A 15,422-nucleotide genomic window follows, 5' to 3' on the forward strand; every position below is an offset into this window, starting at 1 on the left:
AGGGTATGCGAACAGTCACACCACGTCACCACGGGGTTTCGGCCAGAGGTGAAACGTCTCGCCCCGACCTGGTGTCACCCGAAAAGCTGTACGACGTCGGGTTGCGATTCCAGAGCCACCGGAAGAGCGAGTGAAGGCCGTGGGGGGTTTCGCTCGTTCGGCGGCGGTCGGCAATGGTGCGGCTCCGTACCCGACGGGGGTAAGCGGGGTGCGGTTCATGGATGGGGATCCATGAACCGCACCCCGGTCTGTTCCGGACTATCTCTTTGCGCATTGAACGAAGCAATGGGTGGCGGACATTGCGCGGCGGACATGACGAGGCGGCGGCACCCCCGCACAGGGTGCCGCCGCCTCCGGGGAATTCCGCGCCGGACGCCGGTCCGGTGAGGGTCGCCCCGACCGGCGGCCCCTGCGGAATCAGTGGTTCAGGTGGTTCAGGTGGTTCAGGTGGTTCAGGTGGTTCAGGTGGTTCAGCGGCTGTCGCTGCCGCGCGACTCCGCCGCCGCCCGGCCCGCCTCAAGGCGGGCCACCGGAATGCGGAAGGGCGAGCAGGAGACGTAGTCCAGGCCCACCTCGTGGAAGAAGTGCACCGACTCCGGGTCGCCGCCGTGCTCGCCGCAGATCCCGAGCTTCAGGTCCGGCCGGGTCGCCCGCCCTGCCGCGACGGCGCTGCGCACCAGTGAGCCGACGCCGTCCTTGTCGATCGTCTCGAACGGCGACACACCGAAGATGCCCTTCTCCAGGTACGCGGTGAAGAACGAGGCCTCCACGTCGTCGCGGGAGAAGCCCCACACCGTCTGGGTCAGGTCGTTGGTGCCGAAGGAGAAGAACTCGGCCGCCTCCGCGATCTGACCGGCGGTCAGCGCGGCACGCGGCAGCTCGATCATCGTGCCGATCTTCAGCTTGAGGTTCGTGCCGGTGGCGGCCTGGACCTCCGCGATGACCCGGTCCGCCTCCTCGCGGACGATCTCCAGCTCCTGGACCGTGCCGACGAGCGGGATCATGATCTCGGCGCGCGGATCGCTCTTGGCGTTCTTGCGCTCGGCGGCGGCCTCCGCGATCGCCCGTACCTGCATGGCGAACAGTCCCGGGATGACGAGACCGAGCCGGACCCCGCGCAGACCGAGCATCGGGTTCTGCTCGTGCAGCTTGTGCACCGCCTGGAGGAGCCTGAGGTCGTTCTCGTTGGCGTCCTTGCGGGACTCCGCGAGCGCCACCCGGACCGACAGTTCAGTGATGTCGGGCAGGAACTCGTGCAGCGGCGGGTCGAGCAGCCGTACGGTGACGGGCAGTCCGTCCATCGCCTCGAACAGCTCGATGAAGTCGGCCTTCTGGAGCGGCAGCAGCTGTTCGAGGGCCGTCTCCCGCTCCTGGTCGGTGTCGGCCAGGATCAGCTTCTCGACCATCTCGCGGCGCTCACCGAGGAACATGTGCTCGGTGCGGCACAGCCCGATGCCCTGGGCGCCGAAGCGGCGGGCCCGCAGGGCGTCCTCCGCGTTGTCCGCGTTGGCCCGCACCCGCAGCCTGCGCACCCGGTCCGCATACGCCATGATCCGGTGCACGGCGGCGACCAGTTCGTCGGCGTCGTCGGCGCCCGCGTGCATCCGGCCCTCGAAGTACTCGACGACCGGCGACGGCACGACGGGTACCTCACCCAGGTAGACCTTGCCGGTCGAACCGTCGACGGAGACGAGGTCGCCCTCCTCCACGACGGTGGTCCCGGCCGTCAGCCGGCGCCGCTTGGTGTCGACCTCGATCTCCTCGGCGCCGCAGACACAGGTCTTGCCCATGCCCCGGGCGACGACGGCGGCGTGCGAGGTCTTGCCGCCGCGCGAGGTCAGGATGCCCTCTGCGGCGATCATGCCGTCCAGGTCGTCGGGGTTGGTCTCACGGCGGATCAGGATGACCTTCTCGCCGGACCGGGACCACTTGATCGCGGTGTACGAGTCGAAGACGGCCTTGCCCACCGCAGCGCCCGGCGACGCGGCGATGCCCCGGCCGAGCAGCCGCACCTCGGCCTCGTCGTCGAAGCGCGGGAACATCAGCTGCGCCAGCTGCGCGCCGTTGACCCGCTGGAGGGCCTCGGCCTCGTCGATGAGGCCCTGGTCGACGAGCTGGGTGGCGATCCGGAAGGCGGCACCGGCGGTGCGCTTGCCGACCCGTGTCTGGAGCATCCACAGCCGGCCGCGCTCGATGGTGAACTCGATGTCGCAGAGATCCTTGTAGTGGGTCTCCAGCGTCTCCATGATCGCGATCAGCTCGTCGTACGACTTCTTGTCGATGGACTCCAGATCGGCGAGCGCCACGGTGTTGCGGATACCGGCGACGACGTCCTCGCCCTGCGCGTTCTGCAGGTAGTCGCCGTAGACGCCCTGGTGGCCGCTGGCCGGGTCGCGGGTGAACGCGACGCCCGTACCGGAGTCGGGGCCGAGGTTGCCGAAGACCATCGAGCAGACGTTGACCGCGGTGCCGAGGTCGCCCGGGATGCGCTCCTGGCGGCGGTAGAGCTTGGCCCGGTCGGTGTTCCACGAGTCGAAGACGGCCTTTATGGCCAGGTCCATCTGCTCGCGCGGGTCCTGCGGGAAGTCGCGTCCGGCGTCCCGGGTGACGATCTTCTTGAACTGCTTGACCAGCTTCTTGAGGTCGGCCGCGTCGAGGTCGACGTCGACGCTGACACCCTTGGCCTCCTTGGCGGCCTCCAGCGCCTCCTCGAAGAGCTCGCCGTCGACACCGAGGACGGTCTTGCCGAACATCTGGATGAGGCGGCGGTAGGAGTCCCACGCGAACCGCTCGTCGCCGGACTGGGCGACGAGGCCGAGGACGGAGGCGTCGGAGAGGCCGATGTTGAGGACCGTGTCCATCATGCCCGGCATCGAGAACTTGGCGCCGGAGCGGACGGAGACCAGCAGCGGGTCGTCCGACTGGCCGAGCTTCTTGGCCATCCGCGTCTCAAGGGCGTCGAGGTGCGCACTCACCTCGTCGCGCAGGGCGGCCGGCTCCTCGCCGCTGTCGAGGTAGACCTTGCAGGCCTCGGTGGTGATCGTGAAGCCCGGAGGGACGGGAAGCCCGAGGTTGGTCATCTCGGCGAGGTTGGCACCCTTCCCGCCGAGCAGGTCCTTCAGATCCTTGTTGCCCTCGGTGAAGTCGTAGACGAACTTCTGCGGGTCTTCGTTTTCCGACACGGGTCTCGACTCCTCGACGACGCGGTGGACTGCCCTGACGGCGAGGAACATACCCAGATCAAAGGTGTCTGGGTACGTCCACTTGGCCGTCATGCGACCGCAACCACCTGTCCGCCAGCAGATCCAAAGAATCACTCCGACGATCAAGCCGAGGCTCTTCGTTCAGCTCTTTAAGGCGACATGGTCATTTCTTGAGGACTGACACTCATCTGAGCGACCATCTGCGCACCTGAGTACACTTCCCGAAGGCTAATGCATGGCACTGAGTGCCAGACCTTCCAGAAGTGCAGCCGTCGGCAATACGCTCGTTTGAGCGGGTGCCTCATCAAAGGTGGCGCGAATCACGCTGATTCCGGACCCCGGATTTCAGGATTCGGACGCCTCAGGCAGTCACTCAGCACCCCGAGGTCCACTTCGTCCAGGCTACGGGCGAACGTCCGCCCCCGCCCGGGGGCCACGGCCACCACCGCGTCCACCACACTCCTGGGTGAGGCGCTGAACAGGGCGAACGGCACTCCCACCGGTGACCCCGGTTCAGATGAGCGGCGGTGTCCGGGACGGCCCGGCCGACGACCTCCGGCAGCGGCACCTGACGTACACGGCGGCGGGCCGGGCCATCGAGTGGACGGACGACCGCTACCGGGCGGGGAGCATGGTCTTCAACGTGATGAACTCCGCGGCGGCCCCGCTGGAGCGGCGGGCCGGGCCGGGCGTCGGTGGCTGAGGCCTCCCGTACCGCCCGCCTCAGCCGCCCGACGTGTCCGGTTCCGCCCGTCTCAGCCGCCCGACGTGTCCAGTTCCGCGTCCGCGCTGACGCCCGAGCAGTCGTAGGGGTCCTTCAGCCAGCCGTCCGGGAGCACCACGCGGTTGTTGCCCGAGGTGCGGCCGCGCGGGCCGTCGGCACCGTCCGGCCACGGCTGGTCCAGCCGCAGCTCGTTCAGCTGCGAGCCCAGCTCCTCCAGCGAGGAGGTGACCGCGAGGTTCCTGCGCATCTCGGAGCCGACCGCGAAGCCCTTGAGGTACCAGGCCACGTGCTTACGGAAGTCGATCACGCCCCGGGTCTCGTCACCGATCCACTCCCCGAGCAGCGTCGCGTGCCGCAGCATGACGTCCGCGACGGTGCGCAGGGAGGGCGTCTGCCGCGTCGGCTCGTTCTCGAACGCGCTCACCAGGTCGCCGAAGAGCCAGGGGCGGCCGAGGCAGCCGCGTCCCACGACCACGCCGTCGCAGCCGGTCTCGCGCATCATCCGCAGGGCGTCGTCCGCGCACCAGATGTCGCCGTTGCCGAGGACGGGGATCTCCGGGACGTGCTCCTTGAGGCGGGCGATGGCGTCCCAGTCGGCGGTGCCGCCGTAGTGCTGGGCGGCGGTCCTGCCGTGCAGGGCCATCGCCGTGACGCCCTCCTCCACCGCGATCCGGCCGGCGTCGAGGTAGGTGAGGTGGTCGTCGTCGATGCCCTTGCGCATCTTGATGGTGACCGGCAGATCACCCGCGTTGGAGACGGCCTGGTTCAGGATCGCGCGCAGCAGCGGCCGCTTGTACGGGAGCGCGGAGCCGCCGCCCTTGCGGGTGACCTTGGGGACCGGGCAGCCGAAGTTCAGGTCGATGTGGTCGGCGAGGTCCTCGTCGACGATCATGCGGACGGCCTTGCCGACCGTGACCGGGTCCACTCCGTACAGCTGGATGGAGCGCGGGGTCTCGCTCGCGTCGAACCGGATGAGCTGCATGGTCTTCTCGTTGCGCTCGACCAGTGCCCGGGTCGTGATCATCTCGCTGACGAACAGCCCCTTGCCGCCCGAGAACTCCCGGCACAGGGTGCGGAAGGGCGCGTTGGTGATGCCCGCCATGGGGGCGAGGACCACCGGCGGCTGCACGGTGTGCGGGCCGATGCGGAGCAGCTGGGGCGCGGGGGCGAGCGTGGTCATTCCCCCATTGTCGCGCACGCGGGGAACTGCTCCGGGCGGGCGTCCACCCCTCCCCTTCCTCCGGCCGGGCCCGGCCGCCGCTGCGGCGGTCATGTCAGCGGTCATGTCAGTGGTCATGTCAGTGGTCATGTCAGCGGTCATGTCAGCGGGAGTCGTTAGTTAGTCGTACTATCCATGCATGCCCGAGCTCAGCCACCGGAGACGGATGCTGGTGCTGGCGATCTGCTGCATGAGTCTGCTGATCGTCAGCCTGGACAGCACCGTCCTGAACGTCGCCCTCCCGTCCATGCGCCAGGACCTGCACGCGAGCGTCGCGGGGATGCAGTGGACGATCGACGCGTACACACTCGTCCTCGCCTCCCTGCTCATGCTCGCGGGCTCCACCGCCGACCGGATCGGCCGGCGCAAGGTCTTCATGGCCGGACTCGTCCTCTTCACCCTGGGCTCGGCGCTCTGCTCGATCGCGCCCAGCCTGGAAACGCTGATCGTGTTCCGGATGGTGCAGGCCGTCGGCGGCTCCATGCTGAACCCGGTCGCGATGTCGATCATCACCAACACCTTCACAGAGCCGCGCGAACGCGCGCGGGCGATCGGCGTCTGGGGCGGTGTCGTCGGTATCTCGATGGCCGCGGGACCGGTGGTCGGCGGCGCCCTGGTCGATTCGGTCGGCTGGCGGTCGATCTTCTGGATCAATCTGCCGGTCGGTATCGCCGCACTGCTGCTGACCTTGAAGTACGTCCCCGAGTCGCGCGCCGCGAAGGCCCGCCGCCCCGACCCGGTGGGCCAGCTGCTGGTGATCGCGCTGCTGGGCTCGCTGACGTACGCGATCATCGAGGCGCCGCAGAAGGGGTGGACCTCCACCGAGATCCTGCTGTTCGCCGCGGTCGCGGCGGCCTCGCTGATCGGCCTGCTGGTGTACGAACCCCGGCGCGCCGATCCCCTGATCGACCTTCGGTTCTTCCACAGCGCCCCGTTCAGCGGAGCCACCGTCATCGCGGTCAGCGCCTTCGCCGCGCTCGGCGGCTTCCTCTTCGTCAACACGCTCTACCTCCAGGACGTACGGGGGATGAGCGCGCTGGGCGCCGGTCTGTACATGCTCCCGATGGCGGCGGTGGTCTGCGTGCTGCCGCCGGTCTCGGGGCGCGTGGTCGCCACCCGGGGGCCACGTGTCCCGCTCCTGGTCGCCGGAGTCGCGATGGCGGCGAGCGGTCTGATGTTCGCGCTGTTCGACGCGGAGACCGACAACGCGCTGATGTTCACCGGCTATGTGCTGTTCGGGCTGGGCTTCGGCGCGGTGAACGCGCCCATCACCAACACCGCCGTCTCCGGCATGCCCCGCTCCCAGGCGGGCGTGGCCGCGGCGGTCGCCTCGACCAGCCGTCAGATCGGGCAGACGCTGGGCGTCGCCGTGATCGGCGCCGTGCTGGCGGCCGGGGTCTCCGGCGCCGGCTCCTCGGGCGGCATCGGCCCCGCCGGTGACTTCGTGGCGGCGAGCAAGCCCGCCTGGTGGATCATCACCGGCTGCGGACTGTGCGTCCTGCTGGTCGGGGCGCTGACCAGTGGGCGCTGGGCGCTAGGCACCGCACGCCGGACCGCGGAACTGCTGGAGGGGGTGGCCCCGGCGGGACACGGTCCGGGCGGCGGCCGGCCCGGGGGTCACACCGGGGGCACGCCGGGCGACGGGTCAGGGGGGCACTCCTCGTCCGCGAGCACCAGGGCCTGAAGCCGCTGGAGCCGCTCCCGGGTCTCCTCGTCGCGCGGTACGTAGGTGACCACCCGGGGGCCGGCCGACGGGCCCAGCCACAGATCCGAGGTCTCCACCCGCAACAGCCCCACGTGCGCGTTCCGGAAGATCTTGGACCGGCCGCCGGAGCTGACGACCTCATGCCTCGCCCAGGTCTCCCGGAACTCCGGCGACTCCGTCTCCAGCCGCTTGAGCAGGGCCTTCCAGGCGGGCTCCGCCAGGTGCTCGGCCATCGCGGCACGGAACTTCGCCGTCAGGAAGCGGGTCACCTCCGCGATGTCCATGACGGTGGAACGCCACTGCTCGTTCGTGTAGGCCAGCAGCATGATGTTGCGGTCCTCCGGCGCCACCGCGTCCAGCTCGCAGAGCAGCCTGCCGTACGTCCGGTTGTGGGCGAGCACGTCGTAACGGCTGTTCTGGACGCAGGCGGGGATGGGCTCCAGCTGCCGCAGCAGCGCGCGCAGCGCCGGGGTGATGCTCGGGCACTCCGTACCGGGAGCCGGATCGATGGCCCCGGCGAGGGAGAAGAGGTGGCTGCGCTCGCTGTGGTCGAGCAGCAGTGCGCGGGCGAGCGCGTCCAGGACCTGGGGCGAGACCTGGATGTCACGGGCCTGTTCGAGCCAGGTGTACCAGGTGACGCCGACGGCGGAGAGCTGGGCCACCTCCTCCCGGCGCAGCCCCGGCGTGCGCCTGCGGCGGCCTCGGACCAGGCCCACCTGCTCGGGGGTGATCCGCTCCCGGCGGCTGCGCAGGAAGTCCGCGAGCTCGTGCCGCCGGACCTCGGTCGCGGTGACCTCCGGGGTTTCGTTGGCCTCCGGGACTTCGGTGACCTTCGGGGTTTCGGTGACCTTCGGAGCGTCGGTGGCCTCCGGGGCTTCGGTGGCCTCTGGGGATGCTGAAGCCGTCGGGGCTGCGACGCCCGTCCGGGCCGCGGTCGCCATCGTCGTCATTCCTCCAGCGTGCGGGACGGCCCGACACCATGCCGGGTGCTATTTGTACCAGGATAAAGACACTCTGGTACCAGGCTTCGAGAAGAGCGATCGTCGATGCCGTGAGTGATTCCTCTGTACGGCCGAATGTCCGGCCGAAGACATCCGCCACCACCGCCGCACCCGTGGCGCGGCACGACCACCCCACGCCGGTGCTCTGCGCACTGGGGCTGTTCACCGTGCTGCTGGGCGCGGCCCTCCCCCTGATCGACTTCTTCATCGTGAACGTCGCCCTGCCCACCATCGACCACGACCTGGACGCGGGCCCGGCCCTGCTGGAACTGGTCGTCGCGGGCTACGGACTCGCCTATGCCGTCCTGCTCGTACTCGGTGGCCGACTCGGTGACATGGCCGGCCGGCGCAGGCTCTTCCTGCTCGGCATCGCGGCCTTCGGGGTCACCTCGCTGGCCTGCGGCCTCGCCCCGGACGCCTGGACGCTGGTCGGCGCACGGGTGGCCCAGGGCGCCGCGGCTGCGCTGATGCTGCCGCAGGTCCTCGCCACCATCCAGGCGGCCACCTCGGGGCACCGCCGGGCCAGGGCGATGAGCCTCTACGGGGCGACTGCCGGGCTCTCGATGGTCGCGGGCCAGATCCTGGGCGGCGTACTGGTCGCCGCCGCGCCGCTCTCCTCGGTGTTCGGCGAGAGCGCGGGCTGGCGTTCGGTGTTCCTGGTCAACGTTCCGGTGGCGGCGGTGGGGCTGGTGCTGGCGGCCCGCTCGGTGCCCGAGACGCGTTCGGAGCGGCCCGCGCCGATCGACGTACCGGGCACGCTGCTGCTGGCCGCGTCACTGGTCACGCTGCTGGCCCCGCTGACCGAGGGGCGGGCAGCCGGCTGGCCGCTGTGGACCTGGGTCTCGCTGGCACTGTTCCCGTTCGCCGCGGCCGCCTTCTACCGGGTGGAGCGGCGGGCCGACCGGAACGGCCTGATCCCGCTGGTCCCGCCGAGCCTGCTGCGGCTCGACTCACTGCGGCGCGGGCTGTCGCTGGTGCTGCCGTTCTCGGTCGGCTTCGGCGGCTTCATGTTCGTCATCGCGGTGGCGCTCCAGCAGGGCCTGAAGCTGGGCCCGGCGGCGTCCGGCCTGTCGATGGCCCCGATGGCGGCGGCCTTCTTCGCCGCCTCACTGGCGGGGCCTGGGCTGGTCCGACGGTACGGCAGCCGGGTCGTGACGGCCGGCGGGATCATCCAGGCGCTCGGCGTGGTGGTGCTGGTGATCACCGTGTGGCGCGGCTGGTCGGGTCTCGGGATGCTCGGGCTGCTGCCCGGGATGGCGATCGCCGGTCTCGGGCAGGGGCTCCAGTTGCCCGTCCTGTTCCGCATCGTGCTCTCCGACGTACCGCCGGAGCGGGCCGGGGTCGGCGGCGGGGTCATGACGACGACTCAGCAGGCAGCGCTGGCACTGGGTGTGGCGACGCTCGGTTCGCTGTTCCTGTCGCTGGCCCCGGGCTCGGGGATGCGGGACGCGCTGGCCGTGACACTGCTGGTGCAGCTGGGTGCGGTGGTGCTGACGACGCTGCTGAGCCTGCGGCTGCCGCGCGCCGTGGCGTGAGGGCGGGGCTCCGGCACAGCCGTGGGCCCGGGACACCTGAGGTGTTCCGGGCCCACGGTCGTACGAGTGGTGCGGTCCGCGCTCGGCGGGAGGGCGTCAGCTCTGCGCCGGACCGTCCTGCTCCGAGGCATCCCGCTCCGCAGCGTTCCGCTCCGAGGCGTCCTGCCCGGCCGCCGCGTCGTCCGACGGCGCGGGGTGGCCGGCGCGCTCCCGCATCTTGCGCAGCAGCTCCTGCTTCTGCTCGACCGCCGTCTGCCGGTCGGTGTTGCGCTCGGGGCCTGCCCCCTGCTGCTCGGCGCGGGACAGCTTCTTCCGCTGTCCGCCGACGCCTAGGAGGTTATTACGACTCTTGGCCACGGGGTTCTCCCATTCGTGGTGAAAGTGAGGTCTGAAACGACCCTGGATCGATCCGGTGGGCGGCGGGTGCTCGTACCCGCCGCGCACTCACTCGTAGATCTGGAAGAACGAAGACATGCCGGAACCGTACCCCTCCCCGAGCGGCTCCGGCACCGGATTTTCGTCCGACCGAAAGCACCCCACCGACCGGAATCACCCCCCAGAGGGAACATGGACTGACAGATATTGAAATCTGTCATCCCCTATGTCATGGTCGGTATGTACGCACGCCGCCGATGCCTCTACCCCTCACTCTCCGCCTTCCGCCCGCCTCCGCCCACCCGGGAGTTCCTCATGACCGCCCTCCGCCCCCGCACCCTCGGCTCCACCGGCCCACAGGTCTCCATGCTCGGCCTCGGCTGCATGGGCATGTCCGCGCTGTACGGCGAGACCGACCGCGCCGAGTCGATCGCCACCATCCACGCCGCACTCGACGCCGGCATCAACCTGCTCGACACAGGCGACTTCTACGGCATGGGGCACAACGAGCTGCTGATCAACGAAGCCCTGCGCACCGCCCCCGCAGCCGCTCGGGAACAGGCCCTGACCAGCGTGAAGTTCGGCGCGCTACGGACCGTCGAGGGCGCCTTCAGCGGCTACGACGGCCGACCGGCGGCGGTCAAGAACTTCGTGGCCTACTCACTCCAGCGGCTGGGCCTCGACCACATCGACGTCTACCGGATCGCCCGGCTCGACCCCGACGTACCGATCGAGGAGACGGTCGGCGCCATCGCCGAGCTGGTCGAGGCCGGGCACGTCCGCCACATCGGGCTCTCCGAAGTCGGCGCGCAGACCATCAGGCGGGCGGCGTCCGTCGCACCGATCTCCGATCTGCAGATCGAGTACTCGCTGATCTCCCGCTCCATCGAGGCGGAGATCCTGCCGGTCTGCCGCGAGCTGGGCATCGGCGTCACGGCGTACGGGGTGCTCTCCCGGGGGCTGATCAGCGGCCACTTCACCCATGACCGCCAACTGGCCGCCGGGGACTTCCGGACCAGAAGCCCGCGCTTCCAGGACGAGAACCTCCGGCACAACCTCGACCTGGTCGAGGCGCTCCGCAAGATCGCCGAGCAGAAGGGCGTCACGGTCGCGCAGATCGCCATCGCCTGGGTCCTCGCCCAGGGTGCGGACATCGTGCCGCTGGTCGGCGCCCGCAGGCGCGACCGGCTGACCGAGGCCCTCGGCTCCCTGGACGTCGAGCTGACCCCGGCCGAACTCGCCGCGATCGAGGAGGCGGTCCCGGCCGGCGCGGCGGCGGGCGCCCGATACCCCGACAGCCAGATGGCACAGCTGGACAGCGAGCGCTGACGTCCGGGTACGGTCGGAGCCGCCCGAAGGCGCCCCGACCCGCTCGACGCCCCCGCCCCGAAAGGCAGCACACCCACCATGACGCCGCCGCCCGACCCGCTGACCCCCGAGCGCATCCTCGAAGCCACCGAGGACGTGCTGCGCCGCTACGGCCCCGCCAAGGCGACCGTGGTCGACGTGGCCCGAGCGCTCGGCGTCAGCCACGGCAGCGTGTACCGCCACTTCCGTACGAAGGCCGCCCTGCGCGAGGCCGTGACCGGCCGCTGGCTGACCCGCACGGAGCTGGCACTCACCGAGATCCTGCGCGCCCCGGCCCAGCCCGCCCCGGCGAAGCTGCGGCAGTGGCTGGAGACGCTGTTCGAGGCCAAGCGGCACAAGGCGGGCGACGATCCGGAGCTGTTCGCCACCTATGAGGTGCTCATGGGCGAGAGCACCGTGGTCGAGGAACACATCCGCGAACTGGTGGGCCAGCTGCGGGAGATGATCGAGGAGGGGGCGGCCGACGGGCAGTTCACGGTGGCCGACCCCGCCACGGCCGCCCAGGCGGTCTTCGACGCGACGGCCCGCTTCCACGACCCGGCGTATGCCGCCGAGTGGCGGAAACCCGCCATCGCCGCCGAGTTCACCGCCGTCACGGACCTGCTGCTGCGCGGACTGCGCAATTGATGACGGCCCCGGTGATGACGACCCCGGTGGCTACGACTACGACGCCGTCGGGTCGACCGTCGCCTGGTGTGCCTGCGCGAGGTGCTCCTCCGCCTTGAGCCAGGGCAGGAACTGCACACTCTTGCGCCAGTCGCAGGTGTCGCAGCTCAACGCCCGCTGCATCCCCGACTTCCTTACGTGGACTATGTGTTCACGGCCGTGCTGGTCCCATCTGCTGACCTTGCTCGTGGTCATGGACGGCATCCGAGCCTCCTGTGGACGATTGAGCCCAGTGTGCACGAAGCCCCCGGTTCCGTTCGGGGAACCGGGGGCTTCGTCCAGCGGATGCGAGGCGTCAGCAGCCGAGCAGCCGCGCGCCCAGGTACGCCTGGATCTGGTCCAGGGAGACGCGCTCCTGCTTCATGGTGTCGCGCTCGCGCACCGTCACCGCGTTGTCGTCGAGGGTGTCGAAGTCGACGGTGACGCAGAACGGCGTACCGATCTCGTCCTGACGACGGTAGCGGCGGCCGATGGCGCCCGCGTCGTCGAACTCGATGTTCCAGTTCTGCCGGAGGTCGGCCGCGAGGCCCTTGGCCTTCGGCGAGAGCTGCGGGTTGCGGGACAGCGGCAGGACCGCGACCTTGACCGGCGCCAGGCGCGGGTCGAGACGCATCACGGTGCGCTTCTCCATGACGCCCTTGGCGTTGGGCGCCTCGTCCTCGATGTAGGCGTCCAGCAGGAAGGCCAGCACCGAGCGGCCCACACCGGCCGCCGGCTCGATGACGTAGGGGGTCCAGCGCTCGCCGGCCTCCTGGTCGAAGAAGGACAGATCCGTGCCCGAGGCCTTGGAGTGCGCCTTGAGGTCGTAGTCCGTGCGGTTGGCGACGCCCTCCAGCTCGCCCCACTCGCTGCCGCCGAAGCGGAAGCGGTACTCGATGTCAGCGGTGCGCTTGGAGTAGTGGGAGAGCTTCTCCGCCGGGTGCTCGAACCACCGCATGTTCTCCTCGCGCAGGCCGAGGCCGGTGTACCAGTTCCAGCGCTGCTCCATCCAGTACTCCTGCCACTGCTCGTCCTCGCCCGGCTTGACGAAGAACTCCATCTCCATCTGCTCGAACTCGCGGGTCCGGAAGATGAAGTTGCCCGGAGTGATCTCGTTCCGGAAGGACTTGCCCATCTGCGCGATGCCGAACGGCGGCTTCTTGCGCGAGGTCTGCTGCACCTGGCCGAAGTTGGTGAAGATGCCCTGGGCGGTCTCGGGGCGCAGATAGGCGACCGAGCCGGAGTCCTGGGTCGGACCGAGGTGCGTGGAGAGCAGGCCGGAGAACTGCTTGGGCTCGGTGAACGTGCCCTTGTTGCCACAGTTGGGGCAGTTGAGGTCGGCGAGGCCGTTGACCGGCGGCTTGCCGTGCTTCTCCTCGTACGCCTCCTCCAGGTGGTCCGCGCGGTAGCGCTTGTGGCAGGAGGTGCACTCGGTCAGCGGGTCGGAGAACGTGGCGACGTGGCCGGAGGCCACCCACACCTCGGGGGCCAGGATGACCGACGAGTCGAGCCCGACCACGTCCTCGCGCGAAGTGACCATGTAGCGCCACCACTGGCGCTTGAGGTTCTCCTTGAGCTCAACGCCCAGCGGCCCGTAGTCCCAGGCGGCGCGCTGACCACCGTAGATCTCACTGCAGGGGAAAACGAAGCCACGGCGCTTGCTCAGGCTGACGATGGAGTCGATCTTGTCGGCGGCCACGGTGCTCTCTTCATTACGACGGCGACGAACGGAGAAGACCTCAGATTACCGGCGGGCACGCCCCTTCGATCAAATCGGTATCGGGACGGTCACTTCCGGAAGCATCCCATCAGCCTTGTTGACAATCGTTTCCACTTTTGTTGAAAATGACTGTCATGAACGAACGCCGCCTCATACCCACCGCCGCCGTCGCCGGAGCAGTCGTCCTCGGCCTCACCGCGCTCACCGCCTGCTCGTCGTCCGATGCCGCCGACCACAAGAGCGGCGACAAGCTCAACGTGGTGGCGTCGTTCTACCCGATGCAGTTCCTGGCGGAGCGAATAGGCGGCGGCCACGTCTCCGTCTCCACCCTCACCAAGCCGGGCGTGGAGCCGCACGACCTGGAGCTCAGCCCCCGGCAGATCGGCGGCCTCAGCGACGCCGACTACATCCTCTACCTCAAGGGCATCCAGCCCGCCGTGGACGACGCGATCAAGCTCTCCGAGTCCACGCACACGGTCGACGCCGCGAGCCTGACCACGCTGGAGGACCACGGCGCCGAGGTCGGCGGCGAGGAGCACGCCCACGAGCACGAGGGCGAGGAAGCCGGCGCCGACCCGCACATCTGGCTCGACCCGGTGAAGTACGCCGAGGTCGCCAAGGGGGTCGGGAAGTCCCTGGAGAAGACCGACCCGGACCACGCCGCGGACTACCGCAAGAACACGGACACCCTGGTCAAGGAGCTCGGCGCACTCAACACCGGGTACGAGAAGGGGCTGGCGAACACCGCCACCAAGACCTTCATCACCACCCACTCCGCCTTCGGATACCTGGCCGAGCGCTACGGCCTCACCCAGGAGGGCATCGCGGGCATCGACCCCGAGGCCGAGCCCAGCCCCGCCCGCATCAGCGCCCTGCACTCCATCGCGGAGAAGAAGAAGGTCACCACCGTCTTCTTCGAGACGCTGGCCAGCGACAAGACGGCCAGGACCGTCGCCCGGGACACCGGCCTGAAGACCGACGTCCTGGACCCGCTGGAGGGAATCACGGACAAGTCCAAGGGCGATGACTACATCGAGGTCATGAAGTCCAACCTCGCCGCGCTGCAGAAGGCGCTCGGCGCGAAGTGAGCGACGACCCCACGAAACCGGCCGGCCCGAACCCCGCAGCAGCACCGGAGGCGCTCATGCCAGAGCCCGCGAGCTCCACCCCAGAACCCGTGATCGTCCTGCGCGACGCCACGGCCACCCTCGGGGCACGCCCCGTACTGCGCGGCGTCGGCCTGACCGTGCACCGCGGCGAGGTCGTCGCGCTGCTCGGCGCCAACGGATCCGGCAAGTCGACCGCCGTACGCTCCGCCATCGGCCAGGTCCCGCTCACCGGCGGCTCCGTCGAGCTCTTCGGCACCCCGCTGCGCCGGTTCCGCGACTGGGCCCGGGTCGGCTACGTACCGCAGCGCACCACGGCGGCCGGCGGTGTACCGGCCACCATCCGCGAGGTCGTCTCCTCCGGGCGGCTCTCCCGCACCAGGCTGGGCCTGCCCCGCAAGGCCGACCGCGCCGCCGTCGACCGGGCCATCGAGCTCGTCGGGCTCACCGACCGCGCCAAGGACTCGGTGAACGCCCTCTCCGGCGGCCAGCACCAGCGCGTCCTGATCGCCCGCGCGCTCGCCGCGGAACCCGAACTGCTGATCATGGACGAGCCGATGGCCGGCGTCGACCTGGCCAGCCAGGAGATCCTCGCCGCGACCCTGCGCGACCAGGTCGCGGCCGGCACCACCGTGCTGCTCGTCCTGCACGAGCTGGGCCCGCTGGAGCCGCTGATCGACCGCGCGGTCGTCCTGCGCGACGGCTGCGTGATGCACGACGGACCGCCCCCGAAGGAGGTCGGGCAGCACGCACTGCCCGGCCACGACCACGTACACCCCCACGCGGCTTCCGAGCCCGTCCGGACGGGACTGCTGAGCTGA

General features: G+C 69.9%; 12 protein-coding genes and 1 pseudogene. 7 read left to right on the forward strand and 6 right to left on the reverse strand.

The annotated features are described in order from the left end of the window. Positions 1-470 precede the first annotated feature (470 nt). Positions 471-3,182, reverse strand: a complete 2,712-nt coding sequence (ppdK, locus tag ACZ601_RS07295) for a pyruvate, phosphate dikinase (protein WP_469534168.1) — start codon at positions 3,180-3,182, stop codon at positions 471-473. A gap of 574 nt (positions 3,183-3,756) precedes the next feature. On the opposite strand from ppdK, the pseudogene ACZ601_RS07300 reads away from it, so the two are divergent. Beyond that, positions 3,757-3,906: pseudogene (locus tag ACZ601_RS07300) on the forward strand (GntR family transcriptional regulator); the annotation flags it as partial. Positions 3,907-3,958: 52 nt separating this feature from the next. On the opposite strand, the gene dusB reads toward ACZ601_RS07300, so the two are convergent. Next, the gene (gene dusB, locus ACZ601_RS07305; RefSeq protein ID WP_469534170.1) at positions 3,959-5,107 is read right to left on the reverse strand and encodes a tRNA dihydrouridine synthase DusB; all 1,149 of its coding nucleotides are present in this window, start codon (positions 5,105-5,107) and stop codon (positions 3,959-3,961) included. Between the two features lie 178 nt (positions 5,108-5,285). Between dusB and ACZ601_RS07310 the strand changes: the two genes are divergently transcribed. Continuing rightward, a complete protein-coding gene (locus tag ACZ601_RS07310; RefSeq protein ID WP_469534174.1) occupies positions 5,286-6,830 on the forward strand; it encodes an MFS transporter in 1,545 nt (514 codons plus the stop codon). On the opposite strand, the gene ACZ601_RS07315 is transcribed toward ACZ601_RS07310, so the two are convergent. Then, positions 6,764-7,801 (reverse strand): MmyB family transcriptional regulator, encoded by a 1,038-nt coding sequence (locus tag ACZ601_RS07315; RefSeq protein WP_469534177.1) that lies wholly within the window; start codon positions 7,799-7,801, stop codon positions 6,764-6,766. The two genes, ACZ601_RS07310 and ACZ601_RS07315, sit on opposite strands and share 67 nt — an antisense overlap. A 164-nt stretch (positions 7,802-7,965) precedes the next feature. Here ACZ601_RS07315 and ACZ601_RS07320 point away from each other — a divergent pair, with 164 nt between their 5' ends. After that, positions 7,966-9,387 carry an MFS transporter gene (locus tag ACZ601_RS07320; RefSeq protein ID WP_469535249.1) on the forward strand — a complete coding sequence of 474 codons (1,422 nt, stop codon included), beginning with the start codon at positions 7,966-7,968 and terminating at the stop codon, positions 9,385-9,387. A 96-nt stretch (positions 9,388-9,483) separates the two neighbouring features. On the opposite strand, the gene ACZ601_RS07325 is transcribed toward ACZ601_RS07320, so the two are convergent. Further along, positions 9,484-9,744, reverse strand: coding sequence for a DUF6243 family protein (locus tag ACZ601_RS07325; protein WP_469534180.1), 261 nt, complete (start codon positions 9,742-9,744; stop codon positions 9,484-9,486). Positions 9,745-10,077: 333 nt separating this feature from the next. Between ACZ601_RS07325 and ACZ601_RS07330 the strand changes: the two genes are divergently transcribed. Next, positions 10,078-11,091 (forward strand): aldo/keto reductase, encoded by a 1,014-nt coding sequence (locus tag ACZ601_RS07330; RefSeq protein ID WP_469534184.1) that lies wholly within the window; start codon positions 10,078-10,080, stop codon positions 11,089-11,091. Between the two features lie 78 nt (positions 11,092-11,169). Continuing rightward, on the forward strand, positions 11,170-11,757 hold the full coding sequence (locus ACZ601_RS07335; RefSeq protein ID WP_469534187.1) for a TetR/AcrR family transcriptional regulator: 588 nt from the start codon (positions 11,170-11,172) through the stop codon (positions 11,755-11,757). A 36-nt stretch (positions 11,758-11,793) separates the two neighbouring features. Here ACZ601_RS07335 and ACZ601_RS07340 read toward each other — a convergent pair whose 3' ends face one another. Both ACZ601_RS07340 and ACZ601_RS07345 read right to left on the reverse strand, forming a co-directional pair. Then, positions 11,794-12,000, reverse strand: a complete 207-nt coding sequence (locus ACZ601_RS07340) for a hypothetical protein (protein WP_469534190.1) — start codon at positions 11,998-12,000, stop codon at positions 11,794-11,796. A 91-nt stretch (positions 12,001-12,091) separates the two neighbouring features. Further along, positions 12,092-13,474 carry a glycine--tRNA ligase gene (locus ACZ601_RS07345; protein WP_311305783.1) on the reverse strand — a complete coding sequence of 461 codons (1,383 nt, stop codon included), beginning with the start codon at positions 13,472-13,474 and terminating at the stop codon, positions 12,092-12,094. A 155-nt stretch (positions 13,475-13,629) separates the two neighbouring features. On the opposite strand from ACZ601_RS07345, the gene ACZ601_RS07350 reads away from it, so the two are divergent. After that, entirely contained in the window at positions 13,630-14,583 is a 954-nt protein-coding gene (locus ACZ601_RS07350) for a metal ABC transporter substrate-binding protein (protein WP_469534195.1), read from the forward strand. 56 nt (positions 14,584-14,639) lie between these two features. Further along, positions 14,640-15,422: a metal ABC transporter ATP-binding protein gene (locus ACZ601_RS07355; RefSeq protein WP_469534198.1), complete on the forward strand. Its 783-nt coding sequence runs from the start codon at positions 14,640-14,642 to the stop codon at positions 15,420-15,422.

The organism is Streptomyces sp. NPDC104307, from assembly GCF_055584045.1.

Excerpts from the sequence above, each read along its gene's own strand:
- dusB (WP_469534170.1), bottom strand. The coding sequence starts at position 5,107 with ATGACCACGCTCGCCCCCGCGCCCCAGCTGCTCCGCATCGGCCCGCAC.
- ACZ601_RS07310 (WP_469534174.1), top strand. The coding sequence starts at position 5,286 with ATGCCCGAGCTCAGCCACCGGAGACGGATGCTGGTGCTGGCGATCTGC.
- ACZ601_RS07315 (WP_469534177.1), bottom strand. The coding sequence starts at position 7,801 with ATGACGACGATGGCGACCGCGGCCCGGACGGGCGTCGCAGCCCCGACG.
- ACZ601_RS07330 (WP_469534184.1), top strand. The coding sequence starts at position 10,078 with ATGACCGCCCTCCGCCCCCGCACCCTCGGCTCCACCGGCCCACAGGTC.
- ACZ601_RS07335 (WP_469534187.1), top strand. The coding sequence starts at position 11,170 with ATGACGCCGCCGCCCGACCCGCTGACCCCCGAGCGCATCCTCGAAGCC.
- ACZ601_RS07340 (WP_469534190.1), bottom strand. The coding sequence starts at position 12,000 with ATGCCGTCCATGACCACGAGCAAGGTCAGCAGATGGGACCAGCACGGC.
- ACZ601_RS07350 (WP_469534195.1), top strand. The coding sequence starts at position 13,630 with ATGAACGAACGCCGCCTCATACCCACCGCCGCCGTCGCCGGAGCAGTC.
- ACZ601_RS07355 (WP_469534198.1), top strand. The coding sequence starts at position 14,640 with ATGCCAGAGCCCGCGAGCTCCACCCCAGAACCCGTGATCGTCCTGCGC.